The organism is Pleurocapsa minor HA4230-MV1, from assembly GCA_019359095.1.
GTDB classification, from domain to species: Bacteria; Cyanobacteriota; Cyanobacteriia; order Cyanobacteriales; family Xenococcaceae; genus Waterburya; species Waterburya minor.
This window is the reverse complement of the sequence record JAHHHZ010000028.1, coordinates 159,043-174,687: the sequence shown is the minus strand read 5'-3', so window position 1 is coordinate 174,687 and position 15,645 is coordinate 159,043. Positions and strand designations below refer to the sequence as shown.

Genomic DNA, 15,645 nt, shown 5'->3' with positions numbered 1-15,645 from the left:
AACTGATAGAAGATTTAAGCGGTTATGAGGCAGAAAGTGTAGCAGTCAAGCAGAGACAGATAGCTTTACTAGCTAGCGAGTCTGTACCTACTACTGTTTCGTCAGCTAACTTGTAAGCACTCCAGCCGTCGACTGTTGGCTTAAGGGCAACCCCGTTAGCCTTAGCTAAGTCCATAGCGTGAGGAATAGAATTACAGTAGTCAGCTAGATAACAAGTAAAGCCACTAGCATCGTGGTAAAAGATACCCTCGTCGTGAATCCAGCCGTTGACTTGAGTAGCAATTAGATGATTAATTTCTTGGTCAGTCATTACGCTACCATCTCCCTAATTAAAGCAGCACCACTACCAGCAGCAGCCCAAATACCAGAAACTACCTCTCGGAATTGGGGTTAGAGCCTGCCCCTTCAGGGGTACTTTGCTCTCTAATATAGCTTTCAATAGCCTCAATAGGCGCACCGCCACAACTGATTGCGAAATAGCTAGGACTCCACAATGATTTATATTTTCTAAGCTGTGGGTAATCTTTTCTCAGCATACGACTAGACACACCTTTTAGAGCATTAACCATCTGAGACACTGCGAGTTTTGGAGGTATTTCGACTAACAAGTGTACGTGGTCTGTCTCTCCCTCTATCTCCAAAATCTTGAAATTCATTTTCTTAGCAACACCACGCATAACTATTTTCATTGAATCTAGTATTTCTTTTGTGAACAGCTTCTTTCGGTATTTAACCACGAAAACCAAATGCAAGTTAATCTTTGAAACGCTTGATTTTTCTCGTCTATATATATCTTTATTCATTTTAAACCAAGTGTAGTATAATTAAAATGTAGCACGGGTCGAGTGTATGAAGACGTACAAATTTAAACTCTATAACCACAAAAGGAATAAATATTTAAAGAGAACAATTAATGCTGCCAGCAGCATCTGGAATCACTGTATTGCACTGCATAAGCGGTACTATTCGATGTTTGGTAAACATCTAAATAAGTTTCAGTTGATGAGGCATATAGCTAAGTTACGCAAAAGAAATCCTTACTGGCAGCTTGTTGATGCTCAGGCGGTCTAGACATACTCCGTCAAATTAAAGATAAACCAATACCTACTCCAACTTGTTTAGCCCCTGTATATGTCCCGCCAGTAGGCGCTCAAGCTAAAGCTAATGGGACAGCGATCGCCACGTTACAAGGGGTAACTATTGCTCAGAACACAGCACTTCAAAAAGCCGTCAAGGTAGTTGACACTGCTACAAAAAAGACGGTGGAAGTAGTCACACACAAAGACTATGGTTTACAAAAGATACAGAAGTTTGCTGATGTGGCTTGGAAAGCTACTCATGCTGACAAGATACTCAATGGTATCACTACTACCTTAGTTATTCATAATGCTGTCATGTTAAGCGGTAATCTAGCTCAAACTGTAGGAGAAGCAGCTAGCGGTAGCTTAAGCGCTATGGGCATCAAAGATAGTGAAGGCAACCCTATTGATGTAAACGCTGTAGTTAAGGGTAAAATGACTAATCTAATTAAGTCTATGATAGGCACGGAGAACTATGCAGCTTTGACTAAAAAAATAGCAGCAGCTAATCGTATCTATCAGAGTACTGCTAACGTACTTGACCTAACCAGAAGCCTGTTTGATTCAGCTCGTAACGTAGCAGAGTTAACAGCAGAGAACACAGGGAAGATAGGGAATGCCCTAAGAGAGTCTGGAGCTGTCTACGAAGATGCTTATCAGTTAATGCAGGAAAAGGTTAACCCACAGAATCAAGCTATGCGAAGACTGGAAGGACTGAGCAATACCTTACAGACGCTAGAACAAGGAGCTAGCGCTATCTCTGAAGTTAGCTCAGAGGTAGTAGAGACAAAAGAAAACATTGACGAGCTAAGAAAGGAGAAGAAGAACTTAGCAGATGAGACTAAGCTGTTCTTGGATGCTAAAAAAGTTGAAAAGGAAGATGTCAAAGCAGAATCTCAAGCTGAGACTGAAATAGCTAAGCTTGATTTCGCTAAAGATGAAACTGATGACTAAAGGGTACACCTCTGGTAGTTGTGTCACAAGTTGTGACACAACTTAGAAAGACCTATTCAGACTTAGATTTTGTCTCAACTAACTTTCTAAGTTCTGCTACTTCACACTGTATTTCTGACAACTGTTCGCTCAGCTTTTCCATCTTTGCTGTATGTCTGATCATACAGGTTACCCAATTATCTAAGGCTCTTTCTAGCCTTTGTACCCTATCATTTGTTGTGTGACCCATAACTCCATAATCTCCTGCTTTTAGACCCATTCTTGTTAGGTACTGTTCTAGTATTTTGAATAGTTTGATGCTTACTAACTCTTACTATTTTGCTTAGTATAGCTTCTGTTTCTCTAGACAGATAAAACCTGTAAATCACCCAGCTTGCTGATGAGGGTTTAACTAACATTTTAAAACTGCTTAAAAACAATAACCCTCCCTTGTGGTCGAAGCAAAGGAGGGCTGATTTCTTCTATATGAAAAAGCAAAACTTGCCAGGTTTTTTCGAGTATAACCTATCAATTTAAACTGTCAATAAAAAACGACTTCCAGCCAAGAAAGTCGTAAATTAATAGGAAATTATGTCTATGTTGAACGCTTTATGAATCTATAGTAACTCACTTAGCGCTCTACTATCTTTTTGATAAATTACTGATAGTAACTCAATGGCAAAGTCTCTATTTTCAGGTTGGGCTTTAAGGAGGTTTTTAACCGACGCTAAAGCAGTAACAAAGTCGATCGCATTTTGATTTGAGTTAAGCAGCAGGTCGATTGTTGTTTGAGTGCTTATTCTCTTTTTGTATCCGCTATCATTTTGAGCAGGGGTATGACCAAGTGACATACTTCTAATCTCTAAAGGAATTCCAGCTTGCATACCGTTAATGTTGCCAAGATTTCTGTCTGCATGTGTTTGAGTAAAAGGAGCATCCCAGCGCCTTAATTGTTCGCCAGCTTTGTTACAGTAAAACTTTCGGATAGTATCAAAACTCTTGCTTTTAGGTTTATTGGTAGGTAACAAAGGATTTTTGATATCAAGCCTTTCCATCAGGTCAGGATATTTAGGAGGTATCTGAGGACAAGCTATTCTAAAACCTGTTTTAGTTGTAGTTCCTAGTGCTGTTTCGTCAGCAATAACTATTAAATTTTTTGTGTCGTTCAGGTCGTTTAGTGCAGGAATAGGTACTTTGTCTTTTGTAACATAGGGTTCAAACAAATTTGCGATCGCAAAAACTTCACTTATCCTTAGTCCGTAAACTATTTGAGTAGAAAATACCCACATCCAAGCCTTGCGTACATCTAGGTGACTGTTCTTGTGCAAGCTTTTTGTTATTCCCAGTGTTTCATCTCGCCATTTCAGAAAAGTTTCAAGGTCAATTGATTGAAGTTCCATGAATTTAGTTTGAACAATGTTTATTTGATTCAATTCTTCATGAATATCTTGTCTTCGGTTAAGGCTTACTAGCTTTTTCATTGCAGACGTTACGCCTTTGTAGGTCTTTGTACCTTTATCCCATCTTTCAATTACTTTTTGAATGTCAGACAGATTTACTTGCTTATCGTGAGGGAGAAACTTGTAAAACCGTTGGTATGTGTCGTATAAGCTTGATTGATCACTAGGATTGTTCCTATCTCGTTCTCTTTTCCTTCTGTCAGGTCTACTCCAAAAGTCGTCTTCTACTTTTGCGATCGCTTCACCAAAAGTTACCTGGTCATCTACCAGCCGACTCTCTTGTTTAATCTCCTTATCGTACCAGTCCCAGAATTCAACCTCAGAGATAAGAGATTTTAGAGCTTCTGCTACTTTCTTGGACTTACTCAAAGCCTCTACCATTCCATCCAAGGTAAAGGTACATCCACAGGCGTAAGGCTTCCTTGCTGTATTAGGAGTCTTAAACTGCAAATAGATATTTTGCCCTTTACGGGTCATACCTACGCCTCTAGGCGTTTCCTTCTGATATCTCTTAAAGTCAGATAGTAAACTTTCGTAACCAGTTTCTTTTGCGTAATCCTTACTCACTTTTTACTCACTTTGCTTTCTAAACGTTAGTGAGTAAGCTTTTGAGATAGCGAAAAAGCGTTAACAGGCATTTACACCAAGAGTTCGAGTCTCGCTATCCGCATCGATTGCTTTTTAATTTTAAATACATAAATAAGCTTAATGATAGCAGGCAAACTTTTCACTCCTGACTCAGCGATCGCAAATAATTGTCATCTGGATTTTGCTTGGGAAAAACAAATACCGATAAAATCAAAAACTATGATCTTCTGAGTAGCTATAAAGATATTTTTTTAGCTCAACTTGATTGATATTTTAACTCAGTGGGCGATCGCCAAGATTGAAATTACTGGACAAATTCCTGCAATGATTTAGTCAGGGCAAAATATATAGCTCTACGTAACAATTTTAAAACATCTTTGAAATACTATTTTTTATTTCCTATTTTCTATTTCCTATTTCCTTCTTACGAAATTTCCTCAACGCGGGGAACCCGCGCGACGCGAAGCTAGTCCTTTAGGGCAACGGAATTTCGCGCTACTTACGAGCCAATTACTATTAATGTCCTAATCTAACTTTGTACGGCTATAGCTGCATCCTGCTTTCTAAGTATGTTCTAAAATAACTGTACGCTAAAATTTACTAGATGAAGAAATAGTATATTATTACTATACTTAACCATAAAATGAAAGTTGAAGAATATCTCAGACAAAATCAGGAATTAATTAAAGAACAGTATCTAACTATTGAAGATAATGGCTCAAACGCAATCATTACTATTAAGGAAAATGGTGAAAACTACATCCATCAAGTAAGTACGGTTGATAAATTTATAGCAACAGTGCCTGACAACAAATTCTTCAAAAAAATGCGGGATGGTATTACAAATGCTGTATTAAATAAAGTAATTCCTGTAATCATTTTTGAAAGACAACAAGCACGAATAACCAGCCTTCCAGATTATTTTCCCAAGGTCAAATAAATTAACCAATAATGATAGACAATTACCAAGTCGAAATAATATAACTTTGTCTGTCCTCTAAAGCGATCGCCACTAATTAAATGCCTATAGATTTAAGTCTCTATTGCTTCTAATTGAATCACATCAACCATTGATTAACTCGTCGCAGGCAGGAATGGTCGGTAAAATTCCCCATAGTCATTCTAATTAGTTGATCTGTGTTGATAAGTGTTGTTAAAACCTTTATTTAAAAATTAAAATAAAACTTAGCCTAGTTAAGTTGATATGTGACTTAATAAAATAAAGCGAATTTAAAATTCTGAGTAAAAATGATGGAAGGACAAGGCGTAAAGATTGGCAGTACAGCAATTATTTGGAGTTTAGCTACAGGAATGATGGCAATCTCGATTCCCATAGTCAAAATGACTGGGACAGGTGTTATTTTGCCTGTAGCGGTAGTGATCGGAGTCAGCTTAAGCACGATCGCTATTTGGTTAAGTAGCTGGTTTTCTTGAGACAGTCTAAAAGTAGGTTTTAAATTAGATTGACCACGTTATAATCCAGAACATCGCGTGAAATAATTAGGTTTGATATTATAAATTTAGCTAATTAGGCGATCGCGAAGCGCGAAGCTAGTGCTAAAGCACATTGTACCCTTGTGGTATACCGCTTCGCATATCCTTTAGGGCATATCCTAAAGGATACCCGAAAGGCTTGCCCTGCGTCGCACTCGAATGGGTGTAATCGCGCTAACCAACCTAGCTTCCATACACAATTAAGTTTTTACTCACCAAATCATCCGCTAAGTCTAGAAAATATAAGTTAATGATCTCTGCCACTGCTAAAGCACCTAGTCTCAACCTATCTCAAGTCAATCAACAGTTAGAAAACGCAGAAGCTTCATCAATAGTGGAGTGGAGTGCCAAAACCTTTGGTGACGGCTTAGTAATGACTACTAGCTTTGGTATTCAAGCAGCAGTAATGCTTCATTTGGTGACTAGAATTATTCCCAAGATTCCTGTCATTTGGATAGACACGGGTTATCTACCAGCCGAAACTTATAAGTTTGCCGAGAATTTGGCTACTAGACTAGAGCTTAATCTCAAGGTATATCAGTCAAGCATGTCTCCTGCGCGTATGGAGGCAATTCACGGTAAGCTTTGGGAACAAGATGTGGAAGCTTTTAATCATTACGATCGCATTCGTAAAGTAGAGCCGATGCAGCGCGCCTTAAAAGAATTATGCGTTACTGCTTGGCTAGCAGGGCTACGTCGTGACCAAACTTCCCACCGTGAAGGTTTAAGCAGAATTGATCGCCAAGATGATCTCTATAAAATCTATCCAATTCTAGATTGGAATGCCAAAGATATTTACTTATATCTGCTTAAATATGACTTGCCCTATCATCCCTTCTTCGATCGAGGTTATGTTACCGTCGGCGACTGGCATTCTAGCCGTCCATTTACTGCTGATGATCAAAACGCCAGAGACACCCGTTTTCGGGGCTTGAAACAAGAATGTGGTCTACACCTACCGCAAACCCCAGAAGAAGAAGAGAGTCTGAATTCTAGTAGTCTTTAAAAAGTACGATTAGCTATCAGCTAACTGAAAATATAGCTATAAGGATTAATTCCTTTTAGTGTAATTTGCTTGATGCTAATTATTGGATGCTAGATAAAATAATTAAATTAATTTTTATAGGTTAAAGATGCGGTGGGAATTCGTTACTTATAGTCCTGCCAAATCTTTATTTCATTACAAAAGTAATAGCTCTACACCATAAGATCCAAAAAGCGGGTGATCACTATCACCTTGTTTTGGTTATTTACCTCACACTCACCTCATATTAAGCAGAGATAAAGTTAGTTCATAAGTAAATAAAGAAGTAATAAAGTTGTTCAAGTTTTTTCCTGTGTTTTCAATTTAAACAAAATTAAAAAACAATTTGTTTTGATTCAAAAATAAGAACTCTATTAGATAGCAATGAATAAAGTGTTAGTTAATCAAGAAACTTTTAATCTTAAGTCTGTAATCACTGACGATTGGGGTAATTGGCATAGAATAGCAATTGATTTGGAAGCATTAAGCAATACAGATAATTGGAAAATTGGCATCGATCTCCCCGCTGATTATAGAATCGATCAGATTTATGGTGCTGAATTAACTCAAGAAGGTGGCAAAACCTACATTGCTGGAGCTGGTTGGAATAAATCCATGGTTAAAGGCAATAAAACTGAAATTATTCTAATTGTTGATGAAGGTAATAGTGGAGAAGCTGCCCCTGTTGCTGCACAATTTATGTTTGCTGATTCTACCGTAAACTATGTTCAATCTAATTCAATCATTGATTCTAAGAGTCAAATTGTTGAAGATTGGCAAGGCGGATACAAACTAGAATTAGACCTCTCGGCAAAATCAAACGCCAAGGATTGGCAACTTGACTTTAGCCTACCTTACAAAATTACAGCAGCTTACGGTGTAGATCTGATCGACAACGGCAACGGTAATTACACCATTACAGGGCAGAACGATCAGGTCAACCTCACATCAGGACAATCAATCAAGCCCATTTTTATCATTGAAGACGGTGGAAAACAGGCAGTAGAACTAAATGTAACTGGTAGTTCAGCTATGACTGAAGCCACACCAATAATTCCAGCCGAACCAGAAGCTGAATCTAAAATCAGCGCAGCAGCATCCATCATCGAAGATTGGCAAGGCGGATACAAACTAGAAGTAGAACTCAAAGCCGAATCCCAGGCTGACAACTGGCAGGTAGACTTTAGCCTACCTTACAAAATTACAGCAGCATATGGTGTAGATCTGATCGACAATGGCAACGGTAACTACAGCATCACAGGACAGAACGATCAGGTTAATCTGACATCAGGACAATCAATCAAGCCCATTTTTATTATTGAAGACGGCGGGCAAAAAGCTTTAAATCCAGAATTTAGCGATGCAGTCGATGTTCTTACACCTGCTCCTGTTACCTCGCCAGGCTCTCCTGTAAATATTCCTGATTCCCCTGGTCAACCCGTGGGACAAAAAGGACAATTTAACTATGGCGAAGTCTTACAGAAAAACTTCCTGTTTCTCGAAGCAAACCGTTCAGGCGCTTTACCTGCCGACAATCGTTTAGAATGGCGCTCTGATTCTACGACTAACGACGGTAAAGATGTCGGACGAGATTTAGCAGGGGGCTACTTCGACGCTGGAGATCACATCAAATTCATCCAACCAATGGCCTTTAGCAATACTATGCTGGCATGGGGTGGAGCAGATTACAAAGAAGCTTACGCCCAATCAGGACAACTTGATGAGCTAATGGAAGCTGTTAAGTGGGGAACCGACTGGTTTTTAAAAGCCCATGAAATGGATAGTTCAGGTAAAACTGAGCGTCTGTGGGTTCAAGTGGGAGATAAAAACGACCATAATTACTGGGTATCGCCTGAAGAGATTGAAAGCAAAACAGCTCGTCCTTCCTTCTCCATTGACCGCAGTCGTCCTGGTTCAGATGCAGCAGCGGGAACTGCTTCAGCCCTCGCTTCGGCTGCTGTCTTGTTCCGTGGCACAGATGATGCCTATGCTGATGAGTTGGTCAAAAATGCCGTAGCTCTCTATGAGTTTGCGGAAACCTATAAAGGCAAGTATTCCGATTCCGTACCTCAAGCTTCGCCTTTCTATACTAGTTGGAGTGGCTATGGGGATGAACTAGCCCTAGGTGGTGCATGGCTATATCGTGCGACAGGGGATTCTAAATATCTGAGTAAAGCGGAGAACTACTTTAAGAATGAAGTGGGAGGCTTAGGAGACTGGTCTTACGCCACTGATGACCATTCCTATGGTGCAGCAACATTACTCGCTCAAGAAAGTAGTGACCCCTTCTTTAAGCAACAGACCAAAAATTGGCTCGATACTTGGGTTGAAGGACGAGGTAGCGTTAAGTATACCAGTGGTGGTTTTGCTCACCGTGCGAATTGGGCTTCTGTGCCACTGAATATGTCTGCTGCCTTTGCTGCTGAATGGTATAACGACAATGTGGAGGCTAATTCTAAGTATAGTAATTTTGCCCTAACCCAGGTGGACTATGTTCTGGGGGATAATCCAGCTAAGTTTAGCTACGTGGTGGGATTTGGCGATAATTATGCTCAACGGACTCACCATCGGGGTTCGGCGGATACTGCGCCTTTAGATGGTAGCGATCGCCCTAACGATCATCTGCTCTATGGTGCTGTGGTCGGTGGGCCTGGTGCTGCGGATGATTTTTCCCACAATGACCGTCGTGATGATTGGGTCACTAATGAGGTGGGTACTAGCTACAATGCGCCGTTTGCTGGCGCTGCAATTCAGCAGTATGAAAATCTTGGTGGCGATCCTCTGTCTGAGTCTCAACTCGATCAGTTGATTGGTGTTGATGCTAATGGTACTGGTTTTTAGCTGATTGTTAGTTAATCATAAAGCGATCGCTTTTTCTATCTTGATTGGTAAGAGCGATCGTTTATTTTTAGAACTTTTTTTGTATTTAAACTACTATGTTCCTCTAATTGTCTCGGATCGAGCTAGAGTATTTGCTCCCGCCTGCATCATGGTTATCTGAGATTCTGACCAATCAACGGAGTTTTGACAATGATGAGCGACAAGTAAACCCCATAAGTTAGAATTTGGGACAACTGGTACAACTAAATTAGCTTTGACCCCCATCTCCCGTAAAAAGTCACGATGGCAATCAGCAATCGGTGCAGTTTCAATATCAGCGATCGCACTTACTCGACCATTTTGATACCAGGCTGCATATTCACCATTGAAACAATCATCAGGGCCAGTCGAACCCAGGATTGAATAGTTATGGGAGCTTAGGGATTCAAACGTCACTCTTCCCTCCCACTGACGATAGAAATAATACAAAACCACGCGATCTACCTGAAGTTTATTTCTGATATTATCTGTTACGCTTTGAACCAACAGATCTTCGGTCAAACTATTCGTCAAACGTTGTAGCAATTTTTCTAAACCAGGATCTGACATAGTTTTGATGTGCCACAGTTGTGGATGGCAAGTTTAATGTAGAGAATTAATAAGGTAAAGGTGGGATTATTTAGCGACAAAAAACTGTGGTGATAACCTAAATATTTTAAAATTTTCTGTGATGTTTACTAGATAGACTTAAGATTTTTTTTCCAATTCCGTACTAAATCTTTAAATTTAAATAGGTATAGCTGTTTAGAGTGGTAGCGTAATTTAGCAATAATTTTTGGGCTGCTTCGGGAGTAATCTGCTGATTTTGCAGAGCTATTTCAGTTTGATTGCTCATGATTTTTAGTAAGTCTTTACTGTCGTAATGCACGTATTCTAAGACTTTTTCAATCGTATCGCCCCGTACAATTGATTCCACCTCATAGCCACTAGAGGTACTCTTAATCTGGACTACGTTGGTATCGCCAAACAGATTGTGTAGATTACCCATAATTTCTTGATATGCGCCGACGAGAAACATGCCTAGATAATATGGGGCGGGAGATTTGCTGTCTAGAGGATGTAATTCTAGAGTATTCTTGGTTTGCTGGCGATCGATGAATTTATCGATCTTGCCGTCACTATCGCAGGTAATATCTGCTAAAACTCCTTTAACGCTAGGCTTTTCCTGGAGACGATGAAGGGGCATAATTGGAAATAGCTGATCGATCGCCCAACTATCGGGAGCTGAGCGAAAGATTGATAAATTGATGTAGTAGGTAGATGCCATAACTTGAGGCAAGGAAGCTAATTCATCAGGGAGATCTTCAGTGTCTTGCAGCATTGCTGTAATTTGACGACAACAAGCCCAGTATAGTTCTTCTGCTTGCGATCGCTCTACTAAACTAAGATAGCCGAAATTGAATAGGCTAAGGGCTTCTTGTTTAAACTCAATTGCATCGTGGTAACTTTCTTGAAGATTGGTGTGATTAATTTCTTGATAAGTATCCCAAAAGTTTTTGATTACTAAATGTGCAGTCGGTGATGGTGGACATAAATTTTCATAGCAGATCTGACTTTTGCCTAAGACATCAAATAACAACACTGACTGATGGGAAGCGATCGCTCTACCGCTTTCGCTCACTAAAGTAGGGTGCATCACTCCTGCTTGATCGCAAGCATCTTTAACCTGCGCCACAATATCGTTAGCGTAGTTTTGCATATTGTAGTTTTTGGAAGCGGGAACATTGGTTTTGGAACCGTCATAATCTACCGCTAATCCCCCACCAACGTTGAGATATTGCATTTTTGCTCCCAGCTTGGCTAGCTGCACATAGATTTGGCTAGCTTCACGAATCGCATGTTTGACTGTACTGATTGCCGAAATCTGTGAACCGATATGAAAATGCAAGAGTTGCAACCAGTCTAATTTGCCGATATTTTCTAGCTGACGTACTATATGCAGAATTTCTGCTACGGTTAGACCAAATTTGGCGCGATCGCCTGTAGAATCTCCCCATCTGCCAATTCCTTTACTGTTTAACTTAGCGCGCAAGCCGATGATTGGTGAGATTTTTAATTCTTGAGCAATTGCGATCAGTAACTCCAATTCTGGAGGCTGTTCAATCACAATAATGGGCTTGTATCCTAATTTAGTGGCTAAAAGAGCAGTTTCTAGATATTCGCGATCCTTGTAGCCATTGCACATCAATAGAGGTTGCCCTTCTTTTACAGATGCCAAACAAGCCAAAGCAATCGTTAATTCGGGCTTCGATCCTGATTCTAAGCCAAAGTGATATGGTTTGCCGTAGTTAACTAAAGCCTCAATTAATTGACGGTTTTGATTACACTTAATTGGGAAAACTCCCTGATAATTACCTTGATAATCATAGCGAGCGATCGCCTTAGCCATAGAGTCGTGTAGTCTTGCTAGGCGATCTGCCAAAATATCGGGAAAGCGAATCAATAATGGTAAGCCAATTCCCTGCTGATCAAGAGATTTAATTATCTCTAATAATTCTATTGGTTTGCCCCCTGCTTCGAGAGTAACAGTGACATTTCCCTGCTGGTTAATCGCAAAATAAGGCTCGCCCCATCCCTCGATATTATACAGTTTCTCGCTGTCGCTAACTGTCCAACCAAGATCTGATCCTAAAGGAATATCAACTACATCACGATCATTTTGAGACAGAGAACTCGATTCAGATTGGCTATTGAGCATCAAAAACTAATTGCAATACAACATCCATAATTATGACATTTTCATCAACATCCTCACTATAACCGTACAAAATTAGCGATAGACAGCGATAGACAGTTAGGGCGATCGGCTTTATGGGTAGTGGGTAGTGGGTAGTGGGTAGTAAATATTAGTAAAAAGGGGATTTAGTATAGATCTAAAAAAAAATTGGCTTCAAAATTTAGTTTTGAAGCCACAGTATACTATTCTATTTTTTGTCACCTAAACAATACCGACACCTTTACCACCAGGAGTATTAACGTCTTCTATTTCTTCAACACGTTCAGCATGATCTGCTTCTTCTTGCTCTTTTCTGTCCCCTGGCTCTTCGTAATACATTTCAGGCTCGATCGCATAATTATTAGCTAAACCTTCACGATCTGTTGTATATCCAGAGGTTGTATCTAGATCTCCTTCAGCTTCAGGATTTTGCTTGAAATTATCTTTCTCTCTTTCCATTCTCGCAGCTGTTTCAGAAGGAGTGATACCGCGATCGTAATTGCCATCGTTAGGAATCTTATTTTCCATGTTTTTACCTCTAATTTGTAAATAGAATTGGTTAATTCAACTGGCTAAAGATTACTTTTCAATCTCGGGAACAATGTCTGGACGCTCTTTATCTTCCCAACCTGGGGGACGTTTGGAGTTATACCAAGCGACTGAACCAATAGTCACTGCTGCCACAAAGCCTATACCCATAACCGCCACGGCGGCATAGGGAAAATGGGGTTCATTGCTGGCAATCTGCAATAAAAGATTCATAAATTTATTTGCTTTTCTCTATTTTTTAACTTGCTTTAAATTTACACTGAGAATGTTGCTAATACATCTTGCTTTATATAGATAAACAGATCAGTCTGAAGATAGATCATGTAATTAACTATGGCTTGCTTAATTAACTATTTTGATTTCAGATATTTCAGATATTAAATTGCCAATACCAAAAATGAATTATATCTTTTGATGGATAGTTATTGCCAATATTATTGATTAATATAAATGCATTGATAATTGATAGTAACTCGTAGTTTTTTTATCATAAAACAATTAGATAACTATTAAAAACTGCTACTTGAAAATTGCTAATTACTACTTTAGAGTGAGCAAGTTTTGAGTAGACACTGTTAACTTGTGACTTGTGACGACTACTAACTATAGCCAACTACAGCTTGCAATTAATGGTCAAAAATTTAACCAAAGTACAATGACAAATAACTTACTGACTTGTGGTCAATTAGAACGAAAACTTTCTCAAGAAATTCAAGCATTTTATCGTCAACACTTAGGACATCAGCCTTCTAAAGTGACATGTCAGTTTTTTGGCACTAAGTTGGCAATAATTATTGAAAACTCCATTACTAGTGCTGAAAAAATTTTAATAGATGAAGGAAAGAGTGAGTTAGCGCAGAAAGTACGTTCTAATCTTGACGATGCTATTCAGCCAGAATTAAAACAATTGATTGAAACAACTGCCGAGGTAGAGGTAGTTGACATTTTAAGTGATGCCACTTTGGACACTGGACGCACTGGTATTATTGTGATTTTAAGCCAGACTCCAACAGTACGAAATCCTGAAAGTATTCCCAAGGTTAAAAATTGATGGGTAAAAAAGCTAATCTATATTCTGCGGGAGCAAAAACTATTTATGAGACGCAAGGGGATAAAATTTAATGAAATAAAGTCACTTTTATCTCAAAGAATTGAAGACATTTATCAACAACAGCTCGATCAAAAAATAGATACTATCTCTTACAAACTGTTTGACAATACTTTAGTCATAATTCTTGAAGGAATTATTACTTCACCTGAAAAACTACTGAAAGATAATGACTATCTTGGCTTAGCAAAGCAGGTAAGAAAGGCAGTCGATCATGTGATTCATCCTCAAATCCAAAGTATCATTGAAGAAGTTTTAGATGTAAAAGTGATCGACTTTTTGAGTGATACAACTATTAATAATAATTTAACAGGAGCGATCGCTATTTTTGAATTTAAGCCTAAGGAGAATTGAGTAGGCGATAAATTTTACCTTCTAACTCTTCAATTAGATATGGTTTACATAGATAATCATTAAAGCCTGCTGAAATTAACTCTTCTCGATCTTCAGCTTTAGTTAATCCCGTAACTGCAATCAACGATATATGGGCAAAACTTGCATCTTGTTTAATCAAGTTAACAATTTCTAACCCATTTAATTTAGGCATAACAATATCTAATAGAATAATGTCTGGCAATAATTCTGCTACCAAGTTTAGGCACTGTTCGCTGTCATCTGTAACTACATAGTTAAGCCCCATAGATTCAATTATGTAGCTGGCAAATAATAAGTTATCATTATCATTATCTACAATGAGAATTAATGGTTGATAATTGTCTGATGACTTATCAAAATTTTTATTTGAGTTAGAGTGCATTTGTCATGAGTAATGATTCTATCACCATAGAAGCACCTTCGTAAGTGGCAAGAAATCACTTATACAAGACTGGTTCTGGATTATGACTAAGTTAGTTGTTTTAAACTTTGCTCTGATGAAGAAAGAAAACTCTAAGCTAATCAATAACAGCTAAACAGTATTTTACACAGGATTTTACCAATATTGACTATGACATTTAGTACTTTGTCTTCTTATTTATTTAACTAATCCTGCTCTTAAAGCTCTAACTGCTGCTTGAGTGCGATCATCAGCGCATAATTTATTGAGAATATGACAGACGTGAGTTTTCACTGTTCCCACAGTAATATAAAGCTTGGCAGAGATATCTGCATTACTACAGCCAGCGACGATTAACTCTAAAACCTCTAATTCTCGATCTGTCAATGGATAGGTTTCAATTAATTGCTGATATTCTTCCGCCACGGCTGTAATTGCTTGGGTGTCATCTATAGCCTGAGAAGAGATGTTGGCTGAGTTGGTGGCAATTTTACTAGCTTGAGCTTGTTTTAGCACAATACGGGCGATCGCTGGATCGATCCAAGCGTTTCCTTCATGAGTATTACGGATTGCTTGAACTAGGTTGTCCATACTGACATCTTTAAGACTGTAGGAATCTGCACCAGCAGCAAATGCAGCCATAACTGAATCTTCACTACTGTGCATCGTCAGCATCAGCACCTTGGTTTTAAAATCTGGATTACCTGCTTGATATTGCTTTAATCTTTGGGTGACTTCGATACCGTCAATGTCGGGTAAGCCAATGTCTACTAGCGCCACATCAGGTTGATGAGTTTTTATTTTCTGCAAGCCATCATTACCGTTAGCAGCGTTATCGATGACTTCTACGTCTTCGTATTGTTTAAGAGCCGCACACAAGCCAATGCGACTTAAATCATGATCTTCGATTAAAACAATGCTAACTTTACTCATTTCGATTGATAAAACTATAAATTAATCGGCAATTATCTATCTTTAGACTATCTGATATTTGATATTTGATTTCATCGTCCTTAAGATGTATATCTTTACAATGACC

General features: G+C 38.8%; 17 protein-coding genes and 1 pseudogene. 8 read left to right on the top strand and 10 right to left on the bottom strand.

The features are described 5' to 3' along the window. Positions 1 to 22: 22 nt before the first annotated feature. Positions 23 to 310 carry a hypothetical protein gene (locus tag KME09_20545; protein ID MBW4536329.1) on the bottom strand — a complete coding sequence of 96 codons (288 nt, stop codon included), beginning with the start codon at positions 308 to 310 and terminating at the stop codon, positions 23 to 25. A gap of 61 nt (positions 311 to 371) precedes the next feature. Then, the gene (gene tnpA, locus KME09_20540; GenBank protein MBW4536328.1) at positions 372 to 803 is read right to left on the bottom strand and encodes an IS200/IS605 family transposase; all 432 of its coding nucleotides are present in this window, start codon (positions 801 to 803) and stop codon (positions 372 to 374) included. Between the two features lie 46 nt (positions 804 to 849). Between tnpA and KME09_20535 the strand changes: the two are divergent. Beyond that, positions 850 to 1,068, top strand: a pseudogene (locus KME09_20535) (transposase). Between the two features lie 194 nt (positions 1,069 to 1,262). After that, positions 1,263 to 2,033: a hypothetical protein gene (locus KME09_20530; protein ID MBW4536327.1), complete on the top strand. Its 771-nt coding sequence runs from the start codon at positions 1,263 to 1,265 to the stop codon at positions 2,031 to 2,033. A 52-nt stretch (positions 2,034 to 2,085) separates the two neighbouring features. Here KME09_20530 and KME09_20525 read toward each other — a convergent pair whose 3' ends face one another. Both KME09_20525 and KME09_20520 read right to left on the bottom strand, forming a co-directional pair. Next, complete coding sequence (locus KME09_20525) at positions 2,086 to 2,292, bottom strand: hypothetical protein (GenBank protein ID MBW4536326.1); 207 nt, start codon at positions 2,290 to 2,292, stop codon at positions 2,086 to 2,088. Between the two features lie 337 nt (positions 2,293 to 2,629). Continuing rightward, positions 2,630 to 4,039, bottom strand: a complete 1,410-nt coding sequence (locus tag KME09_20520; protein MBW4536325.1) for a hypothetical protein — start codon at positions 4,037 to 4,039, stop codon at positions 2,630 to 2,632. Positions 4,040 to 4,703: 664 nt separating this feature from the next. Here KME09_20520 and KME09_20515 point away from each other — a divergent pair. From KME09_20515 to KME09_20500, 4 genes are all read left to right on the top strand, one after another. After that, positions 4,704 to 5,000 (top strand): hypothetical protein, encoded by a 297-nt coding sequence (locus tag KME09_20515; GenBank protein MBW4536324.1) that lies wholly within the window; start codon positions 4,704 to 4,706, stop codon positions 4,998 to 5,000. Between the two features lie 308 nt (positions 5,001 to 5,308). Further along, positions 5,309 to 5,494, top strand: coding sequence for a hypothetical protein (locus tag KME09_20510; GenBank protein MBW4536323.1), 186 nt, complete (start codon positions 5,309 to 5,311; stop codon positions 5,492 to 5,494). A 310-nt stretch (positions 5,495 to 5,804) separates the two neighbouring features. Beyond that, positions 5,805 to 6,560 carry a phosphoadenylyl-sulfate reductase gene (locus KME09_20505; protein ID MBW4536322.1) on the top strand — a complete coding sequence of 252 codons (756 nt, stop codon included), beginning with the start codon at positions 5,805 to 5,807 and terminating at the stop codon, positions 6,558 to 6,560. 402 nt (positions 6,561 to 6,962) lie between these two features. Then, on the top strand, positions 6,963 to 9,419 hold the full coding sequence (locus KME09_20500) for a glycoside hydrolase family 9 protein (GenBank protein ID MBW4536321.1): 2,457 nt from the start codon (positions 6,963 to 6,965) through the stop codon (positions 9,417 to 9,419). A gap of 93 nt (positions 9,420 to 9,512) precedes the next feature. Here KME09_20500 and KME09_20495 read toward each other — a convergent pair whose 3' ends face one another. The 4 genes from KME09_20495 to KME09_20480 all read right to left on the bottom strand — a co-directional run bounded on the left by KME09_20495 (position 9,513) and on the right by KME09_20480 (position 12,936). Then, entirely contained in the window at positions 9,513 to 10,007 is a 495-nt protein-coding gene (locus KME09_20495; protein MBW4536320.1) for a GAF domain-containing protein, read from the bottom strand. Positions 10,008 to 10,170: 163 nt separating this feature from the next. Continuing rightward, a complete protein-coding gene (gene speA / locus KME09_20490; GenBank protein ID MBW4536319.1) occupies positions 10,171 to 12,156 on the bottom strand; it encodes a biosynthetic arginine decarboxylase in 1,986 nt (661 codons plus the stop codon). Between the two features lie 240 nt (positions 12,157 to 12,396). Next, on the bottom strand, positions 12,397 to 12,702 hold the full coding sequence (locus KME09_20485; protein MBW4536318.1) for a hypothetical protein: 306 nt from the start codon (positions 12,700 to 12,702) through the stop codon (positions 12,397 to 12,399). A 51-nt stretch (positions 12,703 to 12,753) separates the two neighbouring features. Then, positions 12,754 to 12,936 (bottom strand): hypothetical protein, encoded by a 183-nt coding sequence (locus KME09_20480; protein MBW4536317.1) that lies wholly within the window; start codon positions 12,934 to 12,936, stop codon positions 12,754 to 12,756. Positions 12,937 to 13,378: 442 nt separating this feature from the next. On the opposite strand from KME09_20480, the gene KME09_20475 reads away from it, so the two are divergent. Both KME09_20475 and KME09_20470 read left to right on the top strand, forming a co-directional pair. After that, positions 13,379 to 13,774 (top strand): DUF2294 domain-containing protein, encoded by a 396-nt coding sequence (locus KME09_20475; GenBank protein MBW4536316.1) that lies wholly within the window; start codon positions 13,379 to 13,381, stop codon positions 13,772 to 13,774. Between the two features lie 45 nt (positions 13,775 to 13,819). Then, on the top strand, positions 13,820 to 14,185 hold the full coding sequence (locus KME09_20470; GenBank protein MBW4536315.1) for a DUF2294 domain-containing protein: 366 nt from the start codon (positions 13,820 to 13,822) through the stop codon (positions 14,183 to 14,185). On the opposite strand, the gene KME09_20465 is transcribed toward KME09_20470, so the two are convergent. Beyond that, complete coding sequence (locus tag KME09_20465; protein ID MBW4536314.1) at positions 14,172 to 14,588, bottom strand: response regulator; 417 nt, start codon at positions 14,586 to 14,588, stop codon at positions 14,172 to 14,174. The genes KME09_20470 and KME09_20465 overlap by 14 nt on opposite strands. Before the next feature lie 216 nt (positions 14,589 to 14,804). After that, complete coding sequence (locus KME09_20460) at positions 14,805 to 15,539, bottom strand: response regulator transcription factor (protein ID MBW4536313.1); 735 nt, start codon at positions 15,537 to 15,539, stop codon at positions 14,805 to 14,807. Positions 15,540 to 15,645 lie beyond the last annotated feature (106 nt).

What these genes read in the sequence shown, in the direction of transcription:
- KME09_20495 (MBW4536320.1), bottom strand. Translation starts at nt 10,007, where the DNA reads ATGTCAGATCCTGGTTTAGAAAAATTGCTACAACGTTTGACGAATAGT.
- tnpA (MBW4536328.1), bottom strand. Translation starts at nt 803, where the DNA reads ATGAATAAAGATATATATAGACGAGAAAAATCAAGCGTTTCAAAGATT.
- KME09_20475 (MBW4536316.1), top strand. Translation starts at nt 13,379, where the DNA reads ATGACAAATAACTTACTGACTTGTGGTCAATTAGAACGAAAACTTTCT.
- KME09_20515 (MBW4536324.1), top strand. Translation starts at nt 4,704, where the DNA reads ATGAAAGTTGAAGAATATCTCAGACAAAATCAGGAATTAATTAAAGAA.
- speA (MBW4536319.1), bottom strand. Translation starts at nt 12,156, where the DNA reads ATGCTCAATAGCCAATCTGAATCGAGTTCTCTGTCTCAAAATGATCGT.
- KME09_20460 (MBW4536313.1), bottom strand. Translation starts at nt 15,539, where the DNA reads ATGAGTAAAGTTAGCATTGTTTTAATCGAAGATCATGATTTAAGTCGC.
- KME09_20525 (MBW4536326.1), bottom strand. Translation starts at nt 2,292, where the DNA reads ATGGGTCTAAAAGCAGGAGATTATGGAGTTATGGGTCACACAACAAAT.
- KME09_20465 (MBW4536314.1), bottom strand. Translation starts at nt 14,588, where the DNA reads ATGCACTCTAACTCAAATAAAAATTTTGATAAGTCATCAGACAATTAT.
- KME09_20480 (MBW4536317.1), bottom strand. Translation starts at nt 12,936, where the DNA reads ATGAATCTTTTATTGCAGATTGCCAGCAATGAACCCCATTTTCCCTAT.
- KME09_20470 (MBW4536315.1), top strand. Translation starts at nt 13,820, where the DNA reads ATGAGACGCAAGGGGATAAAATTTAATGAAATAAAGTCACTTTTATCT.
- KME09_20505 (MBW4536322.1), top strand. Translation starts at nt 5,805, where the DNA reads ATGATCTCTGCCACTGCTAAAGCACCTAGTCTCAACCTATCTCAAGTC.
- KME09_20510 (MBW4536323.1), top strand. Translation starts at nt 5,309, where the DNA reads ATGATGGAAGGACAAGGCGTAAAGATTGGCAGTACAGCAATTATTTGG.
- KME09_20500 (MBW4536321.1), top strand. Translation starts at nt 6,963, where the DNA reads ATGAATAAAGTGTTAGTTAATCAAGAAACTTTTAATCTTAAGTCTGTA.
- KME09_20485 (MBW4536318.1), bottom strand. Translation starts at nt 12,702, where the DNA reads ATGGAAAATAAGATTCCTAACGATGGCAATTACGATCGCGGTATCACT.
- KME09_20545 (MBW4536329.1), bottom strand. Translation starts at nt 310, where the DNA reads ATGACTGACCAAGAAATTAATCATCTAATTGCTACTCAAGTCAACGGC.